This is a genomic window from Streptomyces sp. NPDC042201 (assembly GCF_055582185.1).
Genome location: NZ_JBVJDS010000014.1, coordinates 54,446 through 79,739, shown reverse-complemented (window position 1 = coordinate 79,739; position 25,294 = coordinate 54,446). Strand labels below are relative to the sequence as shown.

The window sequence follows — 25,294 nt, the reverse complement described above, 5'->3', positions numbered from 1 at the left end:
GTTAACCGGCTGCGGATGTGGGCCGTCGACGGCACCTGGCAGCGGGTGTTCACCGCGCTGACGGCCCAGGCCGGGGCGGCCTGGTCTGACGACTCAGGAGTGACAGAGTAGGTCGAGGACGACGGCCTCGGCGTCGAGGCCGTCGAGATAGCGGTTGGCTTGTTCCCAGTGGCCGTCTGTGTCCGCGTCCATCCACGAGCCGTCAAGGGTGACCAGGGCGAAGCCGGGCACGGCGCACCGGACCGCCCACAGCCGGGCTTCCCCGTGTTCCTGCGCGAAGTATGCGACCGGGTCGTTGAGCAGGAACGACGTGCCGAAGTGCGAGTCTCCCCCGACGGCCCGCTGCGCCACGTCCTGCACCAGCGGCTGGACCAGATGCTCCTTCCTGGCGTCTGCCAGGGAGTACCTTTCAGGATCGGCCTCGTGGCGAGCAAGGAAGTCGGCGAGCGGGCGGGCCGGCGGGTGTATCTCGGTCAGTTCGGTCCAAGCGCCGAGCCGGGCGTCATGCGCGCGCGAAGGACAGGAGGACCAGCTCGCCGCCCTCGGCCCGGTCCTCAACGCCGTGGTCCTGTGGAACACCCGCTACCTGGACGCCGTCGAGGACGACGAGGACTGACGGCCGGCACATCACCCCTTCCCTGGAAATCCGAGGCGGACTGGCACCCTACGAGGTCAAACGGCGCGCCGAGGCCGACGACCGATCGGTGGCCTCGTGGATCCGTGCTGTCGAGCACGAGTTCAACCGGACGGCGTGACCGAGGACCCACACACCGAACCACTGCTCGGCGCAGTACTTCTCGAACTGCTCCACCTCGGTGAACCCCAACTTCGCCGCGAGGCGTATCGCGCGGTCGTTGGCGGTCTGGGTGCAGAGCATCACCGGCTTGCTGGGAAGCACGTCGGCAAACCAGTCGGATGCCGCGTGCTGTCGACGTCAGCGGGGACGGATTCCGTCGAGCATCATGCGCAACAGCCGGGTACGTCGATCCGGGTCGGGCGGCGACTGCCCATCCACCCAGGCGATGGCCGCGGCCAGGGCCTGCACGTCAGCCGCGTCCGTATCAGCGCGCAGCACACCGGCCTCGGCCGCGCGGCGGACCAGTGCCATGCCTGCCTTGATGGCCAGCCAGCAGCTGCTGTGCTCGTCAGCGGCCGGCGGAGGGGTGACCAAACTCCGAGCCAAACCCTCGTACATGCCGCTCTGCTCGATATAGGCATCCAGCCAACGATGGACCGCCCGCAGCGGATCCGGCTCATCGAGCAGCTCGACGCCGAGCCGGTGCAGCTCGGTCAGCCGGTCGTCGATCACCGCCAGGACCAGCTCGTCCCTGCTCGGAAAATGACGGTACAAGGTGCCGGGGCCGACGCCGGCGGCGCGGGCTATGTCGTCCAGCGACGTGTTGACGCCGTCGCGGTCGAACGCGTCGCGGGCGGCGTCGATCACCGCGCGGCGGTTGCGCGCCGCGTCGGCGCGCAGTGGGCGGGCGCCCGTTCCGGTGGTCACAGCACCCTCCTCGGCGCCCGTTCGACGAGCGAAGACTGTCCCCACATGAGAAGTGGAGCCTGTCTCCGAATACTACCTGAAGGGTGCCGCCGTGGGGATCGGCGCCTCTGTCGCGATGCGCCGCCGAGGGTCAGTCGGTGACGGCGTACGTGATGCGGCGACGAGGCCCTCGGTCGGCTCGCCCGAGGCGACCAGCGGCCGTCACGCGTCCGCTTCCGGCGTGCGGGATACCGGCGGACCCCCGGCAGGCAAGGGGGGAATGGGGCGATCGGAGGCTATCCGGAGAGTGTCTCCAGGTAGGTGTTAGGGTGACTGTTACCCGGAGAGAGTCTCCGTTTGTCTCGGGGTGGCAACGTCCGCCCTTAGAGGCCAGCCAGGGCCACGCCCCGGCGGCCGGCCCCTCCCGGCTTCCGTCGACGGAGACCGCGCCACAGTGGCGCCACACGCATCAGGCCACCAGGAGGAACAGTGACGAACAGGCAGTGGATCTATACAGCGGCGCCGGAAGGCAAGCTGACGACGGACATCTTCGAATTGCGGAAACTCGACATCCCCGAGCCCGGTCCCGGTGAGGTCCTGGTTCACAACCGGTACTTCAACGTGATGCCGGGCAACCGGGCCTACATGCACGCCAACCCCACGTACGGGTCAGTCGGCCTCCACGCGGGCCAGCCGATGGTGGGCATGGCGGTGGGCGAGGTCGTCAGTTCCAGTGATCCGGGATTCGCGCCCGGAGATGTGGTGCAGGCCGGGTCGGCGTGGCAGGACTACGCCGCCATGCCTGCCCAGAACCTCGTCAAACGTGACGGCGTGCATTCCGTGGAGCATTACATCGGCCTGCTGGGCCAGACGGGCTACACGGCTTACTTCGGACTCCTCCACGTCGGCCGGCCGCGCGCCGGTGAGACGCTGCTGGTCTCCGCGGCAGCGGGCGGCGTCGGATCCGCAGTCGTCCAGCTCGGTAAGATCGCGGGCTGCCGCGTGGTCGGCGTCGCCGGGGGGCCGGAGAAGTGCGCGTGGCTGGAACAGGAAGTCGGGGCGGACGCGACCATCGACTACAAGGCCGGCGACCTGGCCGAGCAGCTGAAGCGGACCTGCCCTGAGGGCGTCGACCTGTTCTTCGACAACACGGGCGGACCGGTGCTCGAAGCCGCACTGGACGCCATGAAGCGCGGGGGCCGCATTGTGCTCTGCGGCAACACGGCGCAGTACGACAGCGACAAGCCGATGAGCGGACCCAAGGGCGTGCCTCTCACCCTGATCTTGAAGGACCTCACCATGAAGGGGTTTGCCTACCTCACCTACCGGGACCAGTTCGGCGAAGCCGACCGCAACTACTCGTCCTGGCTTGAAGACGGGCGGATCAAGCCCTTCTACCACGTCATCGAGGGGCTGGAGCAGGCGCCGAGTGCCCTCGTGGGTGTCCTGGGCGGCGCGAACCGTGGCATGACCATGGTCCGCGTCTGAGATCCATGGCCTGACAAGTTGCGCCTCGGAGGCCGCTCAACCTTCGGAGCTACTCGGGTCTTTGGCCAACGCGGCGAGCGTGCGTGCTGGGCGACGCGACGGGGCAAACATTGCCGGGAGGGGCACTAATCGTCCTTGGGCTCCTCGGCGTTGCGCCAGATCGTGAGGTCGATGGTGACGTAATTGCTCGCATCGTTCGCGTCCGACTTGCCACGGAAGGTCGCCACCGCGATATGGCCCGCGTCGCTGAGCACGCAGATCTGCGACCCGTTGGTGAGTTGGTCGATGCCGATCGATTCGGTGTAGCGGGTCTCCGTGCGGCAGGTCTCCAGGGAGCCCTTCTGGGAGTTGTTCAGCAGGACGAACTTCCCGTTGTTGGTGCCGACCTTGGTGTCCTTCCCGAACATGTTGTCGATGTAGTAGTAGAAATCTCCGTTGCCGTAGAGCACGTCGTCGCTCTCGGCCGGGCGCGGCGGGCTGTCGGCGAGCATGAGGTCGTAGCGGTCCGTCAGGTCGATGCCTTTGTACGAGACCGGCTTCGGATCGGTCCGCTTCTGGCTCCCACCCGACGTCTCGCCGCCGCTGGACCCGCTACTGCTGTTACTGCCCGGGGACTTGGCCCCGCTGTCTTCGTCGGACCCGTCCGGCAGCATCGAGCCGATGACCCACAGGACGACGAGGGCGCCCACGATCGCCCCGGTGACGATCAACCCGGTCCGCTTCGGCTTGGGCGGCGCGGGCGGCATGTAGGGAGCGTGCATGACGGGCGGCGGCGTGTGGTAGCCCGGCGCGGGCATGGGGTGCATGGGGTAGCCGGGCGGCGGCACCGGGCCGCGAACTCCCGGCGCGCTCTGGGTCGGCGCGGCGGCCGTGGCGAACCCGGTCGGCGCGTACGGGTTCACCGCGCCCGGTGCCGGCTGCCCGGGCACCGGATGCTGCGGGGAGAACTGGGTTGGCGTCGGCGCGACGGCGGGCCGCGGCGGCGGGGTCTTCGCCGGTTCGGGCAGTCGCAGCCGCTCGGTGATCGATCCGGCGACCGCCTGCGGCAGCCAGTCCTCGCCCTGGCGCAGCGCATCGGGCGACAGTTCGTGACACAGCTCGATGATCTCGGTCAGGCTCGGCCGGCCGGCCGGATCGCGGCTGAGGCAACGAGTCACCAGAGGCAGCAGTTCCGCGGGCAGCCGGCTGAGGTCGGGATCCTCGTGCACGATCCGGTAGAGCACCGCGTGCGAGGACCCCTCGCCGTACGCGGGTGAACCGATCGCCGCGAACGCCGCGATCTGGCCGAGGGCGAAGATGTCGGTGGCGGGGGAGACCGTACCGGCCGACGCCTGCTCGGGCGCCATGAAGGCCGGGGTGCCCACGCTGACACCGGTGCCGGTCAGCGCGGTGGTGTCGGCCGCGCGGGCGATGCCGAAGTCGATCACGCGAGGGCCGTCGGAGGCGAGGAGTACGTTGGCGGGCTTCAGGTCGCGGTGGACGATGCCCGCGCCGTGGATGACATGAAGGGCCTCGGCGACCCCGACGGTCAGCAACAGCACACTGCGCAGCGGCAGTCCACCGTGCTGGGCCACGGCGTGCGCGAGAGAGGGGCCAGGCACGTAGGCGGTGGCGAGCCAGGGCTGCGAGCCGTCGGTGTCGGAGTCGATGACGGGCGCGGTGTACAAGCCCTGCACCCGCTGCGCGGCGTGGACCTCCTGCTTGAATCGCCGCCGGAACTCGGGGTCCTCGCTGAACTCTGCCCGGATCACCTTCAGCGCGATGGGCCGGCCGCCCGGCGTGTAGGAGAGGTACACCTTGCCCATGCCACCCGTGCCCAGAACGGCCGCCAGGCGATAACCGCCGACAACGGCCGGGTCGCCCTCCTGGAGCGGCTTGAAAAGGTTGGCGGGTGGTGTGTTGCTCATGACAAATCATCCCCTGTTTACGGCAGTTCAGCCCCTGCCGATGCCCCGAAGTCGAGGGGGAGCGTATCGACTTTCCGTACGCGTCCTCGCCGCCGAGGGGCAACAACCGTGCAACAACCGCGACTGCGGCGGACGGCCTCGATCCGCATCTGCCGGGTGCAGGGCGTCTGAGGCTGCGGCCTCAGACGCGGTCGATGGCTTCTTGGGCTCCGGCACGGAGCTTGTTCTGAGGCGCGTTCTCGTGGCGCGGAAGCAGCGGCGGAGTTGCCAGGAGGAGGACTCCGGCGACTGCGATCGCGGTGCGGGGGCCGGTGACGGCGGCGAGTAGCCCCCACAGGGCGGTCAGCGCCGCGATGGCGGCGTTGCCGCTGATCGACCAGGCGGCCAGGGTGCGGGCGAGCCGGTTGGGGTCAATGTGGTCGAGCCGGTAGGTGGCCAGCACTGGGTTGAACAGGCCGCAGCAGGTCACCAGACCGAATTGGACGGCGATGACGAGGACGATCCCGGGGACGCCGGGCTGGACGAACGCCAACCCGAGCGGCCAGCACGCACGCAGCGTCCCCGCGGTGAGCATCACCTTGTGCTGGCCGAACCGCGCCACGAGCCGGTGCGCGAGGCGTGAGCCGATGAGACCACCGACGCACGGGACCGCGAACACGAGACCGTACTGCCAGGGTGCGAACCCGAAGTGGTCCAGCAGGAGTACGGCGAGCAGCGGCTCGGACGCCATGATCAGGCCGTTGACCGCGATGGTGTTGAGGAACAGCGGGCGCAGCGTGGGGTGGGTGAGGATGTGGCGCCATCCTTCGAGCAGATCGCGTGCTCGCAGCCGCGGTGCGCCGGCCCGCGCGGGGCGCGGTTCCGTCCCGCCGATGGCGCGGATGCCCAGCGCCGAGAGCAGATAGCTGACCGCATTGGCGGCCAAGGTCGTCACCGGGCCGAACAGCCCGATCGCGACCCCGCCGAGCGGCGGTCCGACCATGGTCGCGGTCCATGTCGTGGACTCGAACCGGCTGTTCGCGACGAGCAGGTCCTCTCGCGGAACGAGCGCCTTCAGATACGCGCCGCTTGCCGCCCTGAAGGCGATGTCGGCCGTGGCGACGACGACGGAGACGGCAAGGAGCTGGGTGAAGCTGAGCCGGCCGAGCGCGTACGCGGCGGGGATGCTCATCAACGCCGCGAACCGCGTCAGGTCCATCGCCATCATGACGGGCCGTTTACGGCGGAACTCCACCCATGGGCCGAGCGGCACCGCCACCACGGCCCCCACTGCCCGTCCCACGGCAGCCAGCGCCGCCACCTGGGCCGGACCGCTGTGCAGCACGAGGACCGCGATCAGGGGAAACGCGCCGAACCCGAGCCCTGTGCCGTACGAGCTGACCGCGAACGCCGCCCACAACCACCCGAACCGCCTCCCTAACGCCCGCCTGCCCGCCATACCCGATGCGCCTCTCGCCGACCCGAACAACCACGCGCTGACCACCGGCATCCAAGCGAAGAGGGAGGTCCGGATCAAACAACCGATCCGCGCGGAAGACACAACCATTCGTTGTGCAGATACCTTGACCGGCATGGATCTCGATGCTGTGCGCACCGTCGTGACCGCCGCGGACGCGGGGAGGTTCCAGGACGCCGCCGCCGAGTTGTCGATCACCCAGCAGGCCGTCTCCAAGCGCATCGCCACACTGGAGAAGACCCTCGGCGTGCGGCTGTTCACCCGTACCGCGCGCGGAGTGAAGCTCACCATCGACGGACAGGCGTTCCTGCCCCACGCCCGCGACCTCCTACGGGCCGAAGAGCGGGCGGTCGCCTCCCTACGTCCCGGCCGCCGTGCGCTGCGCGTCGACGTGATCGGCCGGCGACTCGCCCCGGCCGCCCTGCTGCACGACTTCCATCGCGAGCGTCCCGAGATCGAGCTCGATGTCGTGACCCTCTTCGACGTCGACGCGGCCATCAACGCGATCCGGGCCGGCACGATCGACGCGTCCTTCCGGGCCGTCACCATGCCCGGCCGGCAGCTCCCCGACGACATCGGGGTCGCCCGGGCCTTCGACGAGCCGATCCAGCTTCTGACCGGGCCGGCCCATGAGCTCGCCGCCGCCCGCGCGGTCACCCCCGCCGAGCTCGCCGGGCACCGGATCTGGGTGCCCGGCATCGTGCCCGGAACCGAGTGGGCCGCCTACTACGACGCCCTCGCGACCGCGTTCGCTCTCACCATCGAGACCACCGGCCCCGACTTCGGCACCGAGCCCCTGCTGGACACCCTCGCCGACTCCCGGTCACTGGCGACCTTCGTCGGCGAGCGGACACAGCTCCTCTGGCCCACCGACCACGACTTGCGGCGCATCGCCGTACGCGCTCCGACCCCGGTCTACCCGCACTCACTGCTATGGCACCGCGACAACCCGCACCCGGCACTCGCCACGCTCCGCGACCACCTCTCCCCCGGGCGCCGCGAACCCCCGGCCGCCGAAACCTGGACACCGTCATGGGCATAGCGGCCAGGACCAAGACCCGCCGGACAGGCCCTAGTCCTGTGACCCCTGTGCCCGGGAGTGTTCGCGGGGCGCGGTCGGGGGAGCGCCGCCCGCGCCACCTGGGCAGCGAGGGCGAACAGGATGTCGTCGGCGGGCGAGGGTGGTCTTTCCGCTGGCCGGGAGACCGGAGACGATCACGAAGGCGGCGTCGGTCACGGCGTCAGTGTGCCGCAGCCCGGCTCCTCTTCGCGTCCGCCGGGGTCAGGCCGCCGTGGCCCGTTCAGGCGTGGCGGGCTGCGGTGTCGGCGATGCGTTGCAGGGTGGCCAGGTGGCCGGCCAGCGCGTCGCGTCCGTCCTCGGTGAGTGCCAGCCAGGTCCGTGGAGTCTTTCCGACGTGCCCCTTGCGGACCGCGACGTAGCCGAGCTGCTCCAGCGCGGTGATGTTCTTCGACAGGTTCGAGGGCGACAGATCGCAGTACTCCTGAACCGCCCGGAACTCCGCTTCGTCACAGCCCGACAGAAACGCCGCGATCCGGAGGCGGTTGGCGGTCCGGAAGGCGTCGTTCAGTTCGTCCGTCATGCACGCACCTGCTTGCGCAGCGACACCCAGGTGTAGGTGCCCGCCACGATCCCCAGGCCGGCCCAGATCCAGCGGGTGTCCGGGGTGGCGGTCAGTGCGCAGATCAGGATGGCCACGCAGCTGGCGGCCACGGACCGCCATTTCTGCCGGGCCGGGCCGCGCAGGCCGGTGACTCCCTGGCGGGCGCGGATTCGCAGCACGAGCTGGGCGGCGGCGAGTGCGCACAGCAGGCCCGCGGCTACGGTCAGCGCCTTCAGCAAGCCGTTGGAGGAGCCGGCGCCGGCCAGGGCCAGCGCGGCGGCCACCAGGACGGCGCAGGTGGGCGGGGCCCAGCGCGGCAGCGCGGGCTGCACGGAGGCGTCGTAGGACTGGCGGGCCTGTTCGAGGTTGCGTCGGGCTTCTTCGGCGTCCATGGTTGCCATGATGGAATGTACTTTCCTAATTTTCAAGTAGTAGCCTTTCGGAAAGCTTGGTGGGGCCGTTGGTCGCGGCGTTGGCGTAGCGGCGGGCCAGGTGCGCGAAGGCGTCTTTGAGCTCGGGCGGCCCGATGACCTGGATGTCGGCGTCGAATCTGCCGATGGTGGCGGCCAGTCCTGGCCATGACCACGCGCCCAGGACGAGCCGGCAGCGGTCCGGGCCGAGTTCTTCGACGATGCCGTCGCGGGTGTAGCTGGACACGACGGGGGCGGGCAGGTCGAGGATCACCTCACCGCGGCAGGGCCAGTCGCCGGAGCCGTCGGAGCCCTGGAACCTGCCGGCGATGAAGGCGGCCACCTCCCCTCCGGGCAGTTCGCGCGGGGTGAAGCGGGGCCCTGTGGGGGTGCGTGGGGTGATCCGGTCGACGCGGAAGGTGCGCCAGTCGTCGCGGTCGAGGTCCCAGGCGACGAGGTACCAGCGCCCGCCCCAGGTGACGAGGTGGTGTGGCTGCGCCCGGCGCGGCGCGGTCGCGGCGGGGTCGGCGGCGGCTCCCGGTGGGGACGCGGGGGTGTAGTCGAAGCGCAGCACCTCGCGGGCGTGGACGGCCGCGCTGAGCGTCACGAGAACGTGCGGGTCGGCCTGCGGATTCGGCTGGGTTCCCGCGCGTTCGACGGCGGTGACCTGGCGGGCGTCGACGCGATGACGCAGCCGGGCGGGCATGACCTGCCGGACGGTGTTCAGGGCGCGCGCCGCGGCTTCCCCGATGCCGGCGCCGGTGGTGGTGGCGGTCTGGAGTGCGACGGCGAGGGCGACGGCCTGCTCGTCGTCGAACAGCAGCGGCGGCAGTTCCGCCCCGGCGTCGAGCCGGTACCCCCCGTCGGGGCCCTTGCTGGCCACAATGGGATAGCCGAGCTCGCGCAAACGGTCGACATCGCGGCGCACGGTGCGCGGGCTGACCTCCAGCCGCTCGGCCAGCAGCTGCCCCGGCCAGTCCCGGCGCGCCTGGAGCAGGGAGAGCAGGGACAGCAGTCGCGCTGAGGTCTTCGGCATGACGCCAGTATTGCCCCGAGAAGCGGACACATCCTGTCCTCTTCCCCTGAGACGGTGGTCCCGTGCCGAACAACGAGAACAACCAGAAGGACCCGATCACTGTGACCGCCACGACCACGTCCCCCTCCGCTCTCGACGGCGAGCAGGCCGCAGCTCTCGACGGCGAGCGGGCCGACCTGCTCGCCGGACTCGCGACCGCGCGATCCGCCTTGACGGACACGACGCGCGGGCTGAGCGACGAGCAGGCCGGCGAGTGCCCGACGGTCAGCGCGCTGTGCCTGGGCGGCCTGATCAAGCACGTCGCGTCCATCGAGGACGGATGGCTGCGCTTCGCGGTCGAGGGCCCTTCGGCGATGCGTTACGACCTGCCCGACGGTGTCACCTGGGCCGACTTCGCGGCCGGTACCGCGCGCGAGTTCCCGCAGTGGGCGATCGACCACCAGAACAACTTCCGGATGCTGCCCGGCGAGACGCTGGCCGGGATCCTCCAGCAGTACGAGCAGGTCGCCGCCCGGAGCGAGGAGATCATCACCGCCGTCCCCGACCTGTCGGCGACGCACCCGCTGCCGGAGGCGCCCTGGAACGAGCCGGGAGCGGTGTGGAGCGTACGCCGGGTGCTGACGCACGTCATCGCCGAGACCGCCCAGCACGCCGGGCACGCGGACATCCTGCGCGAGACCCTCGACGGGCAGAAGTCGACCGACCGATGACCGTTCTCGACAGCCGGGCGCTCAACCGCGCGACGCTCGCCCGGCAGTTGCTGCTCGATCGCGCCGATCTACCGGTCCTCGACGCCGTCGCGCACCTCGGCGGTATGCAGGCGCAGGAACCGCAGGAACCGTTCGTCGGGCTCTGGTCGCGGGTACGTGCGTTCGACCCGGCGGTCCTCTCGGACCTGCTGACCCGGCGAAGCCTGGTGCGGACCCACCTCATGCGCCGCACCGTCCACCTCGTCACCGCCGACGACGCCCTCGCCTGGCGAGCCCGCCACGACGGCATGCTGCGCCAACGGGTGCTGGGGACCTACCGCCGCGAGCTCGACGGGACAGATCTCGACGAGCTCGCCGCGGCGGGCCGGGCGGTGATGGCCGACGGCGAGCCCCGCTCGATGACCGAGCTCGTGCGGGCTCTAGGCCCCGTCCGGCGGGTCTTCGCGGGACAGGACCTGGCCGAGCGCCGGCCGACGCCGGGACCGCGGGCCCTGGGCGAGATGCTGGTCGCCGCCCTCGTCCCGGTGGCGCAGCTGCCGCCGCGCGGGCTGTGGCGCACCAAGGCCGGAGTGCGCAACGTCCTGCTCTCCTCCTGGCTGGGCCGAGAGATCGACCCGCCCACGCTGGATGGCTCCGACCCGGTCGGCCAGGCGCTGGTACGGCGCTACCTGGCCGCCTTCGGCCCCGCGGCCTCGGCCGACCTGCGCGCCTGGTGCGGCCTCGCCGGACTCCCGGCCGCGGTGGCCGCGATACGCGAGGAACTGGTCACCTTCCGCGACGAACGCGGCCGCGAGCTGTTCGATCTCCCCGACGCGCCACGCCCCGACCCCGGCACACCCGCCCCCGTGCGGTTCCTGCCGGCGTTCGACAACGCGATCCTCGGCTACCACGACCGTGGCCGGATCATCGACGACGCCCATCGCGGTCTCTCGGTCGCCGGTGAGCGCGTGGTGCTGGTCGACGGCCGGGTCGCCGCGACCTGGACCGTCGACGCCGGCACCGTGGTCGTCACCCCGCTGCGCGGCTTCTCCGGAGCCGACCGCGCCAGCGTCGCCGAGCAGGGGAGGGAACTGGCCTCGTTCCTCTCCGACAACGAAAGCCACCGCGTACGAGTCGCCGCCTCTCCTCGCTGAGCGGTTCAGCGGTTCAGCGGTTGAAGCAGGCCCTACGGACGTTGTCGCGGGGGCTCGTGGATCTGGTGCAGTCCCAGCGGTGCGGGCGCGGGCAGGGGCTCGGTGCGGTCGGCCCGAAAAGACTGGAGGAGGTAGGCGACCAGGCGTCGGGAGGCGGCCGGCGAGGTCTCCGGGGACTCGCCCCCGACGCCGCTGTTGGCCAGCAGCACCAGCGTGATGTCGCTGCGGTCGAAGTCCTGGCGCAGCTGCCCGGCGTCCTTGGCCCGCCGCACCAGCTCGTCGAGGCCCTTCTCGGCGCGGGCGCGTTCACGGTCGTAGTCGACGCTGTCGGGGAACTGGGAGAGAAACGCGCGGGTGAACCCGCGGTCGGCGGCCTGCATCGTGCACACCTTTTCGATGACGGAGCAGAATCCGTGCCAGGGATCCGGGTCCTCCAGCGCCTCGTCGAGCACGGCCACACAGAGGGCGAGCTGCTCGGCGAAGGCCTCGGTCACGAGCGAGGCACGGGTGGGGAAGCGCCGGTAGAGAGTGGCGACCCCGACACCGGCCCGCCGGGCGATGGCGGTGACGGGCACATCGATCCCGTGGACGGCATACGCCTCGCGAGCGGCCCTGAGGATGCGGTCGCGGTTGTGCCGGGCATCGGCGCGCAGTTCCTTCGTATCAAAGGCCGCGCCGGTACGAGCGGCATCGACCGCATCCTTTTGAGAGGGCTGAGCAGGCATGTCTCTCACTTTAGCCCAAGTGGAAGGGTCCGTCCGTTTACGGCGTTAGCGTGGGAACGCAAGTGGAATCCCCCTACCGCTTACGGCGCCGGCACCCGGCGCCGAGCACAGAAGAGACAGGACCAGCAGGTGAAGGAAATGCGCGCGGCGCTCTATGACAGGTACGGCCCTCCCGAGGTGCTCTACGAGGGCACGGTCCCCGTGCCCTCCCTCAAGCAGGGCGAGGTACTGGTCCGGGTTCACGCGGCCGGCGTCAACGGGGGCGAGCTGTACGGACGGGCCGGGCGCGTGCGTCTGGTGACCGGCCGGCGCTTTCCCCAACGGACGGGGCTCGACTTCGCCGGCGAGATCGCGGAGGTGGATGCCGCGGTGACCGGACTGCGGGAGGGCGACCGGGTCTGGGGGGTCCTGCCCCGCCGCCGATTCGGCAGTGCGGCCGAGTACGTGGCCGTCCGCCCCCGGCAGCTGTCCCTCGCCCCCAAGAACCTGACCCTTGTCGAGGCGGCCTCTCTTCCCGTCGGTACGACCGCGATGACCGCCCTGGGCACCAAGGCGCGGCTCGAGCCGGGCGAACGGCTTCTCGTACGGGGTGCCAGCGGCGGCGTCGGCAGCGTCGCCGTCCAGCTCGGCAAGGCACTCGGCGCCCATGTCACCGCGCTGGCAGGCCCGAAGAACCTCGGCTTCGTCCAGGACCTGGGAGCGGACGAGGCCATCAGTTACACCACGGCCCACCCGTCCGAACTGGGCACCTTCGACGTCGTCCTGGACACCGTCGGCACCCAGCACCGCGCCTTCCGGCGACTCCTGGCCCCGGGCGGACGCATGGTGTCCATCACCTTCGACGTCGACCACATCCCTGCCGGCCTCGGCTACATGCTCGCCTCCGCCGTCCACGGCACCCGCAGGGTGCGCTTCTTCAGCGGCAACCCCCGGCATGAGCTGTTCGCCGAACTGACCCGGTACGTGGAGAGCGGCGCGATCCGCCCCGTCGTGGACACCGTCCACCCGCTGGCCGACATCGCCGCCGCCCACCGCGCCCTGGAGGCCGGCGGCGTACGGGGAAAGCACATCATCCGGATCGTGTGACGCGCCACGGCCGCCGGCAGCGAGATCCGGTCCGGCGCCCGGCAGCCCGCCGCGGGGTCACCGCGCGCGCGGCGGGGTCCGCTCGTCGTGCTCAGGGGCGGTCCAGCTGTCGAGGAGCCGCATCGCCTGGGCGCTGTCGGATCCGGGCTCGACGTTGTACACGCACAGGGTCTGGTCGGGGTCGCCCGGGGGCTGGAAGGACTCGTACGAGAAGACGAGGTCACCGGCGACGGGATGGCGGTAGCGCTTGGTGCCGTAAGTGCGGCGCAGCACGCGGTGGTCGTTCCACCAGGTGGTGAACTCCGGTGACTTCAGGGTGAGCTCACCCACCAGGTCGGCGAGCCGCCGGTCGTGCGGGTAGCGGCCGGCTTCCAGGCGCAGCATGGCGACCGTCTCGGCCGAGAGCTGGGCCCAGTCGGTGACCCGCTCGCGGGCCTCCGGGTCCAGGAGGTAGAAGCGGGCGAGATTGCGGCGGGGCGCGGGCAGCGCGTCGAAGTCGGTGAGGACGGCGCGGGCCAGGCGGTTGGAGGCCAGCACATCGGTGCGCCGCCCCAGGACGAAGGCCGGTACGTGGTCGAGGGTCTGGAGCATCAGATGCAGACCGGGCCGCACGCGCTGCGGGCCGGTGGGGGTCCGTCGGGCGGCGGTGGGGCGGGCGAGCAGATCGGTGAGGTGTTCGCGTTCGGCCGGATCGAGCTGGAGAGCGCGGGCGAGGGCCTCGATGACCTCGGGCGAAGGGTTGCCGGCCCTGCCCTGCTCCAGGCGCGTGTAGTACTCGGTGCTGACACCGGCGAGACGGGCCACCTCGTCCCTGCGGAGCCCGGGCACGCGTCGGGCCCGTCCGTCCGCGGGCAGCCCGGCCAGGCCCGGGGTGATCCGGGCACGGCGTGAGCGCAGGAAGTCGGCGGTCTCGGAGCTGCGGTCCATAGCACCAGTGTGGTCGCCCCGCGGGGCGTCGACCTGCGCGCCGGGTGGTCCTGCCGGTACCTGTTTTCCTGGTACCTGCCTGGTCAGAGCCCTCTCGACCGGGTGCGGAGGACGGTGGGGAGTGGTGTGCTGGATAGGGGCCCGGCGGTCACCGGCCGTCGGTCCCGGCTCCTGTTCATTCGCCGTTTCGGAAGGTGTGACCACCTCATGTCGACACATACTCACTCCCAGCCTCTCGCCGGCCGCGTGGCGGTCGTCACCGGCGCCTCCAGTGGCATCGGAGAGGCCTCCGCCGAGCATCTGGCCGCGCTGGGCGCCAAGGTCGCCGTCCTCGCGCGCCGCGCGGAGAAGCTGGATGACCTCGTCGCCCGGATCGAGAAGGACGGTGGCACCGCGCTGGCGCTGACCGCCGATGTCACCGACACCGCCGCGGTGCACGCCGCGGCCGACCGGGTACGGTCCGAGCTGGGCGGGGCCGATCTGCTGTTCAACAACGCGGGCGTGATGCTCCCGGCCCCCATAGAGGAGCTGCGCACCGACCAGTGGCAGCACCAGATCGACCTCAACATCACCGGCCTGATGAACGTCGTCGGGGCGTTCACCCCGCAGCTGGTCGAGTCGGCCGGGAAGCGCGGGGTCGCCGACCTGATCAACACCGCGTCGATCGCGGCGCAGAACATCTTCCCGAACTTCGCCGTCTACTCCGGCACCAAGGCGTACGTCACACACTTCTCCCGCACGCTGCGGACGGAGCTGGGCCCGAAGAACGTACGGGTGGCGGCGATCGAGCCGGGCATCGTGGGCACGGAGCTGCAGAACCACGTCACGGACCCGGGAGCGCGGGAGTGGCTGGACGGCTCCAAGGACACGATGGAGTGGCTGACCCCGCAGGACATCGCGGAGACGATCGGCTTCATCGCCACCCTGCCGCCGCGCGTCAACCTCCAGCAGGTCACCATCATGCCGACCGGCCAGCCCAGCTGACCGCACCGGAGCGGTTCCGTGCCTCGCCGAGACCGGGGCGGGTTCTCGTACAACCGTCCGGCCCCTGTGCGTGTCTTCTCTTCACACACCTGCTCGACTGTGCGGGCGAGTGATCCGTATGCGCACTCCTCAAAGGGGCACCATGAGATCTGCTTCCACAGCCCGCGCGCTGCGGCGCGCGGCCGGGGCGGTCACCGTCGCGGGGCTGGCCTGGGCGCTGGCGGCGGCTCCCGTCGCCGCCGCCGACCGGGCGGAGCCGGGTCCTGACCTGGCGTTCGGACAGACCGCTCCGATCGACGGAGTGGAGCCGGGAAGCACGACCGGTGTCGCGTTCACGGTGAAGAACAAGGGCGACGCGCCCGCCTCCGGTCTGTCGCTGTTCATCGACGGGTCGCAGGGGCTGTCCTTCGCCAAGGAGTACTCGAACTGCATTTACGACAAGACCCCGGCGCAGGACGAGGGCCCGGCGCAGGTGAACGCGGTCTGCGACATCGAGCAGACCTTGGAGCCCGGTGTCGTCTACGTGCCTGAGGAGCCCGTGGGCGTCACACTCCTGGACCGCGCGCTGTACGAGCATCTGAGCCTGACCATCCAGGAGGACTCGCTCACCTTCCCCGGCGGAACCCAGCACGGTGGCGGGGCGGATCCGGTGCTGCGGCTCGTCGCGCAGGAGCCGCCGGCCGATCCCGGCGCCGTCTACGGTCAGCAGCAGCAGTACGTCTTCATCACCGCGGAGAACACCGCGGACTTCGCGCTCACCGGAGCGAAGGTCACGGGCAAGGCGGGCGACACCGTCAACGCGGAGGTGACGTTCGCCAACAAGGGACCGGCCTGGGTGAAGAACGATGTCGGCTCCCCCATCGGTGTCTTCGACGTCGGTATCCCGCAGGGCACCAAGGTCACCAAGGCCCCGGAGTTCTGTCTTCCGTCGGGCGCCTCGGCCTACCGCTGCACGACGCCGTACAACTACGTCGACGAGAACAGCGAGCGTGCGTACATCTTCGGGCTGCGGATCGACAAGGTCGTCGCGAACGCCACCGGCAAGGTGGCGTTCGTCAAGGGCGATCACCGCTGGGGAACGCTGCCGTTCGACACGAACCCGAAGAACAACGCGGCTTCTCTCGTCGTCAACGCGTCCACCGGCACGGGTGAGGAGGCGCAGTCGGCCGGCGGCAGCTCCGGCGGCGCCACGCCAGGCAGTGGCACCCCGGGCGGCGGCGCTCAGGACGACGAGCTGGCCGACACCGGGACCGCCGGCACCGTGCTCGTCGGAGGAGCGGTCGCCGCGGCCCTCCTGGTGGCCGGCGGATTCGCCCTCACCTCGCGTCGCAGGACCGGGCGGTCCTAGGACCTGTCCGGTCGCGGCGCCGTGCGGAGAGCTCAGACCGGGCGGAGCGTGACGAGCGCCGCTTGGCCCTCGCTCAGGAGGGTCAGCGGCGCGCTTCCCGGTTCCGGGGGCGCCACGATCGCCGCGTCGTAGCGGGCGAGCCTTGTGTCCCCGAGCGTCAGCGTGGTCTCCAGGGCGACGGCCAGGACGGTCGCCCCTGGCGGAACGGGGACCGGGAGGCAGCCCCGTACGACGGCGACCGACGCGGCGACCCTGTCCCTGCGGGACATGACGTTGAAGTTGACCACCGGGCCCGCCAGCAGCAGGCAGTGGGTCGGCAGGTCGCCCGGGAAGTGCTGCGGGACGTAGCGCTCGTCCACCAGGCGGCGCCGGCCGCCGACCGTGAGGTCCATGCCCGCGCCCTCGACCACGGTCAGCGTCCGGTCGACGCCGGGGAAGGTGGAGAACGGGCCGTCCGCCGCGACCTCCGCGAGGCTGATCCGCCAGTCGAAGCCGTCCGTCCCCGCGCCCTCGGGCCAGGACGCCAACTCGCGGGTGATTCCACCGCCGTTCTTCCATGGCACCGCCGTCCGGCCGGCGGCCCGCAGGATGCGCGGCGTCACCGTACGATGCCCAACGCCCGCGCCTGGCGCAGCCACTGGGGGAATTCGCCGAGCAACCGGTCGTACAGCTCGGCGTCGCCGACCCGCCGGGGGTCCTTGCCGGCGTGGAAGAAGCCGGCGTTGTCGACGGGGCGTTTGGCCGGGACGGCGAGTTCGTCCAGCGTGCGCAGGAAGTCGAACTGCCGGCTGTCCGGGTCGCCGAAACCGATGAACTGCCAGAACAGCGGCAGCGCGGCCGCCTTGCACAGATACCGCTCGGCGGCGGGCCTGCTGACCGGGCCGCCGTCCGTCTGGAAGACCACCAGCGCGGGCGCGGTCGCGCCGCTGTCCAGGTAGTGGTCGACCACCGCGTCCATGGCCAGGTGATAGCTGGTCCTGCCCATGTGGCCGAGCCCGGCGACGATCTCCTCGACGCGTCCGTGGTGGTTGGCCAGCGAGATGTCCGTCTCCGCGTCGATGTCCGTGGAGAAGACGACGACCGGGACGATGCCGTCGTCGTCGAGGTTCGCGGAGAGACCGAGGACCCGGTCGGCGAGCGCCTGGACGCTGCCGTCCTTGTAGTAGTCCCGCATGGAGCCGGAGTGGTCGAGGACCAGATAGACGGCGGCCCGCTGCCCGCGCAGCCCGTTCTTCTCCAGCGAGAGCGCCGCGTGCTTGTAGAGACTGACGAGCGCGGGCGCGGTCTCCTCGATCTTACGAAGGCTGATGGCCGGCCCGGTGGGGGCGGCTGCGGTGACCATGCGTGGTCTCCTTCGGTCGACGGGGACGGAAGTCCCGCGATTATGCCACCGGGGCCGGTGCCCGCCGCCCCGGTCGCACGCCCCATTCGCACACCACGGCACCCCGGTCGCATGCCACGGCACGGCGCGGATCGCACGCCACGGTGCAAGCCCCCGGTCGCATGCACGGCGCCTGCCATCGGTCCGGTCGGGGACTGGGGCAGGCGCCGTGTCTTGCGGAGGGCCCGGGAGACGCTCCCCGGGCCGACACCGCCCGTACGCCGTTGTACGGGAGTCTTTGTTGTGCTGAGGGGGACTTGGGGGGCGGTCGCTCAGGCCGTCAGCGCGCGGTCCGTCGGACGGATCGGGGCCGGCAGATCGCTGACCCCCGTCAGATGGCGGTCCACCCCGCGCGCCGCCGAGCGGCCCTCGGCGATGGCCCACACGATCAGCGACTGGCCGCGGCCGGCGTCACCGGCGACGTACACCCCGGGGACGTTGGTCGCGAAGTCCGCGTCACGGGCGATGTTGCCGCGCTCGTCCAGCTCCAGGCCGAACTGCTCGACCAGACCGTTCTCCTGGTCCGTGCCGGTGAAGCCCATGGCGAGCGTGACCAGCTGGGCCGGGATCGTCCGCTCGGTGCCGGGCTTCTGCTCCAGCTTGCCGCCGGTGAACTCCACCTCGATCAGGTGCAGGCTCTGGACGTTGCCGTCCTCGTCGCCCTCGAAGTGGGTGGTGGAGACGGCGTACACCCGCTCGCCGCCCTCCTCGTGCGCGGAGGTGACCTTGTAGAGCATCGGGAAGGTCGGCCACGGCTGGTGCGCGGCGCGCTCCTCGCCGGGCTTCGGCATGATCTCCAGCTGGGTGACGGACGCGGCGCCCTGGCGGTGGGCCGTGCCGACGCAGTCCGCGCCGGTGTCGCCGCCGCCGATGACCACGACGTGCTTGCCCTCGGCGGTGATCGGGGAGACCGTCAGGTCGCCCTCCTGCACCTTGTTGGAGAGCGGCAGGTACTCCATCGCGAAGTGGATGCCGTTCAGCTCACGGCCGGGCACGGGCAGGTCGCGCGAGATGGTGGCACCGGCGGCGATGACCACGGCGTCGTACCGCTTGCGCAGCTTCGCCGCGTCGATGTCCCGGCCGATCTCGACCTCGGTACGGAACTTGGTGCCCTCCGCGCGCATCTGCTCGATACGGCGGTTGATGTGCACCTTCTCCATCTTGAACTCGGGGATGCCGTACCGCAGCAGTCCGCCGATGCGGTCGGCCCGCTCGTACACCGCGACGGTGTGGCCCGCCCGGGTCAGCTGCTGGGCGGCGGCCAGTCCGGCCGGGCCCGAGCCGATGACGGCGACGGTCTTGCCGGAGAGCCGCTCCGGCGGCTGCGGGGTGACATCGCCGCTGTCCCACGCCTTGTCGATGATCGAGACTTCGACGTTCTTGATGGTGACGGCCGGCTGGTTGATGGCCAGCACGCACGCGGACTCACAGGGGGCGGGGCAGAGCCGCCCGGTGAACTCCGGGAAGTTGTTGGTGGCGTGCAGGCGCTCGCTCGCCGCCGTCCAGTCCTCGCGGTACGCGTAGTCGTTCCACTCGGGGATCAGATTCCCCAGCGGACAGCCGTTGTGGCAGAACGGGATGCCGCAGTCCATGCAGCGGCCGGCCTGCTTGCTGATGATCGGGAGCAGCGAGCCCGGAACGTAGACCTCGTTCCAGTCCTTGACACGCTCCTCGACGGGGCGGGTCCTGGCGACCTCGCGCCCGGTGGTGAGAAAGCCCTTCGGGTCAGCCATGGGTCGCCGCCTCCATCATCTTCTCGGTGGTCTCGGTCTCCGAGAGACCGGCCAGCTCGGCGGCGTCCTTGGCGGCGAGCACTGCCTTGTACGTAGTCGGGATGATCTTGCTGAAACGGTCCGCCGCGGTGTTCCACTCGGCGAGCAGCTTCTCCGCGACGGTGGAGCCCGTCTCCTCCTGATGACGGAGCACCACATCGTGCAGCCACTGCTTGTCGGCGTCGCCGAGGGGCTCGACGGCCGCCAGGTTCCCGGCGTTGACGTTGTCCGGGTCGAGGTCGATGACGTACGCCGTGCCGCCGGACATGCCGGCCGCGAAGTTACGTCCCGTCTCGCCGATGACGACGGCGTAGCCACCGGTCATGTACTCGCAGCCGTGGTCGCCGACACCCTCGGAGACGACCGTGGCCCCGGAGTTGCGGACACAGAAGCGCTCGCCGGAGCGGCCGCGCAGGAAGAGCTCGCCGCCGGTCGCGCCGTAGGCGATGGTGTTGCCCGCGATGGTGGAGAACTCGGCGAGATGCTCGGCGCCGCGGTCCGGGCGGACGACGACCCGGCCGCCGGAGAGGCCCTTGCCGACGTAGTCGTTGGCGTCGCCCTCCAGGCGCAGCGTCACACCGCGCGGCAGGAAGGCGCCGAAGGACTGGCCGGCCGAGCCGGTGAAGGTGATGTCGATGGTGTCGTCGGGCAGGCCCGCGCCACCGAACTTCTTGGTCACCTCGTGGCCGAGCATGGTGCCAACGGTCCTGTTGATGTTGCGGATGCCGATCTGGGCGCGCACCGGCTGGGCGGCCTCGGCGCTGTCGGCGCCCAGGGCGTCGGCGGCGAGCTTGATCAGCTGGTTGTCGAGGGCCTTCGCCAGACCGTGGTCCTGGCTGATGACGCGGTGGCGTACGGCGTTCTCGGGCAGCGCGGGCACGTGGAAGAGCGGCTTGAGGTCGAGGCCCTGGGCCTTCCAGTGGTTCACCGCCCGCTCGGTGTCCAGCAGTTCGGCGTGGCCGACGGCCTCTTCGAGGGTACGGAAGCCCAGCTCGGCGAGCAGCTCACGGACCTCCTCGGCGATGAACTCGAAGAAGTTGACGATGTATTCGGCCTTGCCGGAGAAGCGCTCGCGCAGCACCGGGTTCTGGGTGGCGATGCCGACCGGGCAGGTGTCCAGGTGGCAGACGCGCATCATGACGCAGCCGGAGACGACGAGCGGGGCGGTCGCGAAACCGAACTCCTCGGCGCCCAGCAGCGCGGCGATGATCACGTCACGGCCGGTCTTCAGCTGACCGTCGGTCTGGACGACGATCCGGTCGCGCAGGCCGTTGAGCAGCAGGGTCTGCTGGGTCTCGGCGAGGCCCAGCTCCCAGGGGCCGCCCGCGTGCTTGAGCGAGGTGAGCGGCGAGGCGCCCGTACCGCCGTCGTGCCCGGAGATCAGCACCACATCGGCGTGCGCCTTGGAGACACCCGCGGCGACGGTGCCGACCCCGACCTCGGAGACCAGCTTCACGTGGATCCGCGCCTGCGGGTTCGCGTTCTTGAGGTCGTGGATCAGCTGGGCGAGATCCTCGATGGAGTAGATGTCGTGGTGCGGCGGCGGGGAGATCAGACCGACTCCGGGGGTGGAGTGCCGGGTCTTGGCGACCCACGGGTAGACCTTGTGCCCCGGCAGCTGGCCGCCCTCGCCGGGCTTGGCGCCCTGCGCCATCTTGATCTGGATGTCGTCCGCGTTGACCAGGTACTCGCTGGTGACGCCGAAGCGGCCGGAGGCGACCTGCTTGATGGCGGAGCGGCGGGCCGGGTCGTACAGCCGGTCCGCGTCCTCGCCGCCCTCGCCGGTGTTGGACTTGCCGCCCAGCTGGTTCATGGCGATGGCGAGGGTTTCGTGCGCCTCGCGGGAGATCGAGCCGTACGACATGGCGCCGGTGGAGAAGCGCTTGACGATCTCGGAGACCGGCTCGACCTCGTCCACCGGGACCGGCTGACGGCCCGAGGCGAAGTTGAACAGGCCGCGCAGCGTCATGAGTCGCTCGGACTGCTCGTTCACCCGGCCCGTGTACTGCTTGAAGATGTCGTAGCGGCGTGAGCGCGTGGCGTGCTGGAGCCGGAAGACCGTCTCCGGGTCGAAGAGGTGCGGCTCACCCTCGCGGCGCCACTGGTACTCGCCGCCGATCTCCAGCTTGCGGTGGCTCGCGGAGATGCCGGAGGCGGGGTAGCCCTTGGCGTGCCGGGCGGCGACCTCGGTGGCGACGACCTCGAGACCGGCGCCGCCGATCTTGGTGGCGGTGCCGTTGAAGTACTTGTCGACGAAGGCCTGGTCCAGGCCGACGGCCTCGAAGACCTGCGCGCCTCGGTAGGAGGCGACGGTGGAGATGCCCATCTTGGACATCACCTTGAGGACGCCCTTGCCGAGGGCGTAGATCAGGTTGCGGATGGCCTGCTCGGGCTCCAGGCCCTCGATGAACGTCCCGGCGCGGACCAGGTCCTCGACGGATTCCATCGCGAGGTACGGGTTGACCGCGGCGGCGCCATAGCCGATGAGCAGCGCGACATGGTGCACCTCGCGGACATCGCCGGCCTCGACCAGCAGGCCCACCTGGGTGCGCTGCTTGGTGCGGATGAGGTGGTGGTGCACGGCCGCGGTGAGCAGCAGCGACGGGATCGGGGCGTGCTCGGCGTCCGAGTGCCGGTCGGAGAGCACGATGATCCGGGCGCCGCTGTCGATCGCGGCGTCGGTCTCGGCGCAGATCTCCTCGATCCGGGCGGCGAGGGCGTCGCCACCGCCGCCGACCCGGTAGAGACCGGAGAGCGTGGCGGCCTTCATGCCCGGCATGTCGCCGTCGGCGTTTATGTGGACGAGCTTGGCCAGCTCGTCGTTGTCGATCACCGGGAAGGGCAGCGTGACGCTGCGGCAGGACGCGGCGGTCGGCTCCAGCAGATTGCCCTGGGGGCCGAGCGAGGAGCGCAGCGAGGTGACCAGTTCCTCGCGGATGGCGTCCAGCGGCGGGTTGGTGACCTGCGCGAAGAGCTGGGTGAAGTAGTCGAAGAGCAGCCGGGGCCGCGCGGAGAGCGCGGCGATCGGGGAGTCCGTGCCCATGGAGCCGATCGGCTCGGCGCCGGCCCGGGCCATCGGCGCGAGCAGGACGCGCAGTTCCTCCTCGGTGTAGCCGAAGGTCTGCTGGCGGCGGGTGACCGAGGCGTGGGTGTGCACGATGTGCTCGCGCTCGGGGAGGTCCTCCAGCTCGATCTCGCCGGCTTCCAGCCAGTCCTGGTACGGCTTCTCGACGGCGAGGGACGCCTTGATCTCGTCGTCCTCGATGATGCGGTGCTCCGCGGTGTCGACGAGGAACATCCGGCCGGGCTGGAGGCGGCCCTTGCGGACGACCTTGGCCGGGTCGATGTCGAGGACGCCGACCTCGGAGGAGAGGACGACCAGCCCTTCGTCGGTCACCCAGTAGCGGCCGGGGCGCAGACCGTTGCGGTCGAGGACCGCGCCGACCTGGGTGCCGTCGGTGAAGGTGACACAGGCGGGGCCGTCCCAGGGCTCCATCATCGTGGCGTGGAACTGGTAGAAGGCACGCCGGGCCGGGTCCATGGAGTCATGGTTCTCCCACGCCTCGGGGACCATCATCAGCACGGAGTGCGGCAGCGACCGGCCGCCGAGGTGGAGCAGCTCCAGGACCTCGTCGAAGCTGGCGGAGTCGGAGGCGTCGGGGGTGATGAGCGGGAAGATCCGCTCCAGCTTCTCGGCCCCGAAGAGGTCCGAGCCGAGCTGGGACTCGCGGGCGCGCATCCAGTTGCGGTTGCCCTTGACCGTGTTGATCTCGCCGTTGTGGGCGACGAAGCGATACGGGTGGGCGAGCGGCCAGCTCGGGAAGGTGTTGGTGGAGAACCGCGAGTGGACCAGCGAGATGGCGGTCGCGAAGCGGCGGTCGGAGAGGTCGGGGAAGAACGGCTCCAGCTGGCCGGTGGTGAGCATCCCCTTGTATACGATCGTCCGCGCGGAGAGCGAGGGGAAGTAGACCCCGGCCTCGCGCTCGGCGCGCTTGCGCAGCAGGAAGGCCTTGCGGTCCAGCGCGATGCCGGTGCTCGTGCCGTCCGCGACGAACAGCTGGCGGAAGGCCGGCATCGTCGAGCGGGCGGTGGCACCGAGCAGCTCGGGGGCGACGGGCACCTCGCGCCAGCCGAGGACCGTGAGCTCCTCCTCGGCGGCGATCGTCTCGATCCGTGAGACGGCGTCCGTGGCGTCGTCCGCGGGGAGGAAGCCGATACCGACGGCGTACGAGCCGGCCTCGGGCAGCTCGAAATCGACGGTCTCGCGGAGGAAGGTGTCTGGCACCTGAAGGAGGATTCCGGCGCCGTCGCCGGAGTCCGGCTCGGAGCCGGTGGCGCCACGGTGTTCGAGATTGCGCAGTACGGTCAGCGCCTGCTCCACCAGTGCGTGGCTGGCTACACCGGTGAGGGTGGCCACGAACCCGACGCCACAGGCGTCGTGCTCGTTACGGGGGTCGTACATCCCCTGAGGGGCGGGGCGACCGTCCATGGGCGACCAGGCGTCGGAACGCATCGGCTCTCCCGTCGTCGTCGTGGCATATGCAAGTACCGAGGGACGACGTTGGCCCTCCAGAAATTTCGTGCAGGTTACATGATGGGCGGCTTCTCAGGAAGCGGATAGCTCATTCCAGCATGTGGACACCGCTCGTAGCGGTAATGGGGGGCGCAGACGGACAGATCGTCGTCCGATCGGCAGGGGCGGAGCAGGCTTCATTGCCCGCGGCGCCTACGGGTCATGCCCGGTGATTACCGACTCGAAACCGCGCGGTAACGGCCGTATGGGTGGCGCCTGCGCCCAGTGTCGCATCCCGGCGCCCCGGATGCCCGGGATGATACGTCCCGGAGCAGGCGTTTCCTCCCGCGGGCTGGACGACCCGGCGGGAGGCCCGCCCGACGACCGCCCGAAGCGTCAGAGCGCCGAGGTCAGAGCGCCGCGCCGAACAGGGCTCCGAGACCGTAGGTCAGCGCTGCGGCCGTCCCGCCGAGGACCAGCTGACGCAGCCCGCTGTACCACCAGCTGCGCGCGGTCACCCGCGCCACCAGCGCGCCACAGGCGAAGAGCCCGGTCAGCGCGAGCAGCAGAGCCGGCCACAGCGCGGTGGCGCCCAGCAGATACGGCAGTACGGGCAGCAGCGCGCCCAGGGCGAAGGAGCCGAAGGACGACACCGCGGCGACCGTGGGGGACGGCAGGTCGTCCGGGTCGATCCCCAGCTCTTCGCGCGCGTGGATCTCCAGCGCCTGCTCGGGGTCCTTCGAGAGCTGTTCCGCGACCTCACGGGCCAGCTCGGGCTCCACTCCCCGCGACACGTAGAGCGCGGCCAGCTCTTCCATCTCGTCCGCGGGGTACTTGCGCAGCTCCCGGCGCTCCACGTCCAGCTCCGCCTGGACCAGCTCACGCTGGGAGGCCACCGAGGTGTACTCGCCCGCGGCCATCGAGAAGGCACCGGCCGCGAGGCCCGCGAGCCCGGTGATCACGATCGTGTGCTGGGAGACCGCGCCACCCGCGACACCAGTCATCAGCGCCAGATTGGAGACCAGTCCGTCCATCGCGCCGAACACCGCGGGACGCAGCCAGCCGCCGTTCACATCGCGGTGCGTGTGATTGTCGCGGTGCGCCTCGTGGAGCGTTGCCTCGGTCTCGATGATGGCCATGGTTCTCCCCTTCCGAGAAGGTGGTTCCGGCTCCGTCCGCGGACCGGTCCCCGCCCCTCCCAACTCCTCGAAAATACGCACGAAAAATCGCTCCCGCCAGCAAGGAAGGCCGTACTTACCTGGTCTGATCCGGGGCCGGCGGAGCGGTCACCCGGGTGACTGCGGCGTTTCTCG

At 70.6% G+C, this 25,294-nt stretch carries 21 protein-coding genes and 1 pseudogene; 7 read left to right on the top strand and 15 right to left on the bottom strand.

The features are described 5' to 3' along the window. Positions 1-93: 93 nt before the first annotated feature. From ACZ6MZ_RS29020 to ACZ6MZ_RS29010, 3 genes and pseudogenes are all read right to left on the bottom strand, one after another. The gene (locus ACZ6MZ_RS29020) at positions 94-558 is read right to left on the bottom strand and encodes a hypothetical protein (protein ID WP_469355413.1); all 465 of its coding nucleotides are present in this window, start codon (positions 556-558) and stop codon (positions 94-96) included. Between the two features lie 205 nt (positions 559-763). Beyond that, positions 764-922 (bottom strand): annotated as a pseudogene (locus ACZ6MZ_RS29015) (GNAT family N-acetyltransferase); the annotation flags it as partial. Between the two features lie 12 nt (positions 923-934). Further along, positions 935-1,504, bottom strand: coding sequence for a TetR/AcrR family transcriptional regulator (locus tag ACZ6MZ_RS29010; RefSeq protein WP_389786839.1), 570 nt, complete (start codon positions 1,502-1,504; stop codon positions 935-937). A gap of 468 nt (positions 1,505-1,972) precedes the next feature. Here ACZ6MZ_RS29010 and ACZ6MZ_RS29005 point away from each other — a divergent pair, with 468 nt between their 5' ends. Further along, positions 1,973-2,971: an NADP-dependent oxidoreductase gene (locus tag ACZ6MZ_RS29005; RefSeq protein WP_389786836.1), complete on the top strand. Its 999-nt coding sequence runs from the start codon at positions 1,973-1,975 to the stop codon at positions 2,969-2,971. A 125-nt stretch (positions 2,972-3,096) separates the two neighbouring features. On the opposite strand, the gene ACZ6MZ_RS29000 is transcribed toward ACZ6MZ_RS29005, so the two are convergent. Continuing rightward, positions 3,097-4,878, bottom strand: a complete 1,782-nt coding sequence (locus ACZ6MZ_RS29000) for a serine/threonine protein kinase (protein ID WP_469355284.1) — start codon at positions 4,876-4,878, stop codon at positions 3,097-3,099. Between the two features lie 181 nt (positions 4,879-5,059). After that, entirely contained in the window at positions 5,060-6,316 is a 1,257-nt protein-coding gene (locus ACZ6MZ_RS28995) for an MFS transporter (RefSeq protein WP_469355282.1), read from the bottom strand. Positions 6,317-6,449: 133 nt separating this feature from the next. Between ACZ6MZ_RS28995 and ACZ6MZ_RS28990 the strand changes: the two genes are divergently transcribed. Then, positions 6,450-7,376 (top strand): LysR family transcriptional regulator, encoded by a 927-nt coding sequence (locus tag ACZ6MZ_RS28990; protein WP_469355281.1) that lies wholly within the window; start codon positions 6,450-6,452, stop codon positions 7,374-7,376. A gap of 259 nt (positions 7,377-7,635) precedes the next feature. On the opposite strand, the gene ACZ6MZ_RS28985 is transcribed toward ACZ6MZ_RS28990, so the two are convergent. The 3 genes from ACZ6MZ_RS28985 to ACZ6MZ_RS28975 are packed head-to-tail and all read right to left on the bottom strand — an operon-like array spanning position 7,636 to position 9,402. Then, positions 7,636-7,935: a transcriptional regulator gene (locus ACZ6MZ_RS28985; protein ID WP_389786832.1), complete on the bottom strand. Its 300-nt coding sequence runs from the start codon at positions 7,933-7,935 to the stop codon at positions 7,636-7,638. Continuing rightward, positions 7,932-8,348, bottom strand: coding sequence for a hypothetical protein (locus ACZ6MZ_RS28980; RefSeq protein WP_469355279.1), 417 nt, complete (start codon positions 8,346-8,348; stop codon positions 7,932-7,934). Before ACZ6MZ_RS28980 ends, ACZ6MZ_RS28985 begins: the two co-directional genes overlap by 4 nt. A gap of 25 nt (positions 8,349-8,373) precedes the next feature. Further along, on the bottom strand, positions 8,374-9,402 hold the full coding sequence (locus ACZ6MZ_RS28975) for a helix-turn-helix transcriptional regulator (RefSeq protein ID WP_469355278.1): 1,029 nt from the start codon (positions 9,400-9,402) through the stop codon (positions 8,374-8,376). A 101-nt stretch (positions 9,403-9,503) separates the two neighbouring features. Between ACZ6MZ_RS28975 and ACZ6MZ_RS28970 the strand changes: the two genes are divergently transcribed. Both ACZ6MZ_RS28970 and ACZ6MZ_RS28965 read left to right on the top strand, forming a co-directional pair. Beyond that, positions 9,504-10,112, top strand: a complete 609-nt coding sequence (locus ACZ6MZ_RS28970; protein WP_389786922.1) for a DinB family protein — start codon at positions 9,504-9,506, stop codon at positions 10,110-10,112. After that, positions 10,109-11,245: a winged helix DNA-binding domain-containing protein gene (locus ACZ6MZ_RS28965; RefSeq protein ID WP_469355276.1), complete on the top strand. Its 1,137-nt coding sequence runs from the start codon at positions 10,109-10,111 to the stop codon at positions 11,243-11,245. The genes ACZ6MZ_RS28970 and ACZ6MZ_RS28965 overlap by 4 nt, the downstream gene beginning before the upstream one ends. A 32-nt stretch (positions 11,246-11,277) precedes the next feature. On the opposite strand, the gene ACZ6MZ_RS28960 is transcribed toward ACZ6MZ_RS28965, so the two are convergent. Continuing rightward, complete coding sequence (locus tag ACZ6MZ_RS28960) at positions 11,278-11,970, bottom strand: TetR/AcrR family transcriptional regulator (RefSeq protein ID WP_469355274.1); 693 nt, start codon at positions 11,968-11,970, stop codon at positions 11,278-11,280. 129 nt (positions 11,971-12,099) lie between these two features. Here ACZ6MZ_RS28960 and ACZ6MZ_RS28955 point away from each other — a divergent pair, with 129 nt between their 5' ends. After that, positions 12,100-13,056 (top strand): NAD(P)-dependent alcohol dehydrogenase, encoded by a 957-nt coding sequence (locus tag ACZ6MZ_RS28955; RefSeq protein ID WP_469355272.1) that lies wholly within the window; start codon positions 12,100-12,102, stop codon positions 13,054-13,056. Between the two features lie 57 nt (positions 13,057-13,113). Here ACZ6MZ_RS28955 and ACZ6MZ_RS28950 read toward each other — a convergent pair whose 3' ends face one another. Continuing rightward, positions 13,114-13,983, bottom strand: coding sequence for a helix-turn-helix transcriptional regulator (locus tag ACZ6MZ_RS28950; protein ID WP_469355271.1), 870 nt, complete (start codon positions 13,981-13,983; stop codon positions 13,114-13,116). A 207-nt stretch (positions 13,984-14,190) separates the two neighbouring features. On the opposite strand from ACZ6MZ_RS28950, the gene ACZ6MZ_RS28945 reads away from it, so the two are divergent. Then, the gene (locus tag ACZ6MZ_RS28945; RefSeq protein ID WP_384331440.1) at positions 14,191-14,967 is read left to right on the top strand and encodes an SDR family oxidoreductase; all 777 of its coding nucleotides are present in this window, start codon (positions 14,191-14,193) and stop codon (positions 14,965-14,967) included. 142 nt (positions 14,968-15,109) lie between these two features. Then, positions 15,110-16,315, top strand: a complete 1,206-nt coding sequence (locus ACZ6MZ_RS28940; RefSeq protein WP_469355269.1) for a COG1361 family protein — start codon at positions 15,110-15,112, stop codon at positions 16,313-16,315. Positions 16,316-16,347: 32 nt separating this feature from the next. On the opposite strand, the gene ACZ6MZ_RS28935 is transcribed toward ACZ6MZ_RS28940, so the two are convergent. From ACZ6MZ_RS28935 to ACZ6MZ_RS28915, 5 genes are all read right to left on the bottom strand, one after another. Then, positions 16,348-16,917 (bottom strand): HutD/Ves family protein, encoded by a 570-nt coding sequence (locus ACZ6MZ_RS28935; protein WP_384188022.1) that lies wholly within the window; start codon positions 16,915-16,917, stop codon positions 16,348-16,350. Continuing rightward, positions 16,914-17,657 (bottom strand): vWA domain-containing protein, encoded by a 744-nt coding sequence (locus ACZ6MZ_RS28930; protein WP_469355267.1) that lies wholly within the window; start codon positions 17,655-17,657, stop codon positions 16,914-16,916. The genes ACZ6MZ_RS28935 and ACZ6MZ_RS28930 overlap by 4 nt, the downstream gene beginning before the upstream one ends. 311 nt (positions 17,658-17,968) lie before the next feature. Further along, on the bottom strand, positions 17,969-19,429 hold the full coding sequence (locus tag ACZ6MZ_RS28925) for a glutamate synthase subunit beta (RefSeq protein WP_386877815.1): 1,461 nt from the start codon (positions 19,427-19,429) through the stop codon (positions 17,969-17,971). Next, the gene (gltB, locus tag ACZ6MZ_RS28920) at positions 19,422-23,981 is read right to left on the bottom strand and encodes a glutamate synthase large subunit (RefSeq protein WP_384331452.1); all 4,560 of its coding nucleotides are present in this window, start codon (positions 23,979-23,981) and stop codon (positions 19,422-19,424) included. Before gltB ends, ACZ6MZ_RS28925 begins: the two co-directional genes overlap by 8 nt. A 410-nt stretch (positions 23,982-24,391) precedes the next feature. After that, positions 24,392-25,120 carry a VIT1/CCC1 transporter family protein gene (locus ACZ6MZ_RS28915; RefSeq protein WP_384188033.1) on the bottom strand — a complete coding sequence of 243 codons (729 nt, stop codon included), beginning with the start codon at positions 25,118-25,120 and terminating at the stop codon, positions 24,392-24,394. Positions 25,121-25,294: the final 174 nt, after the last annotated feature.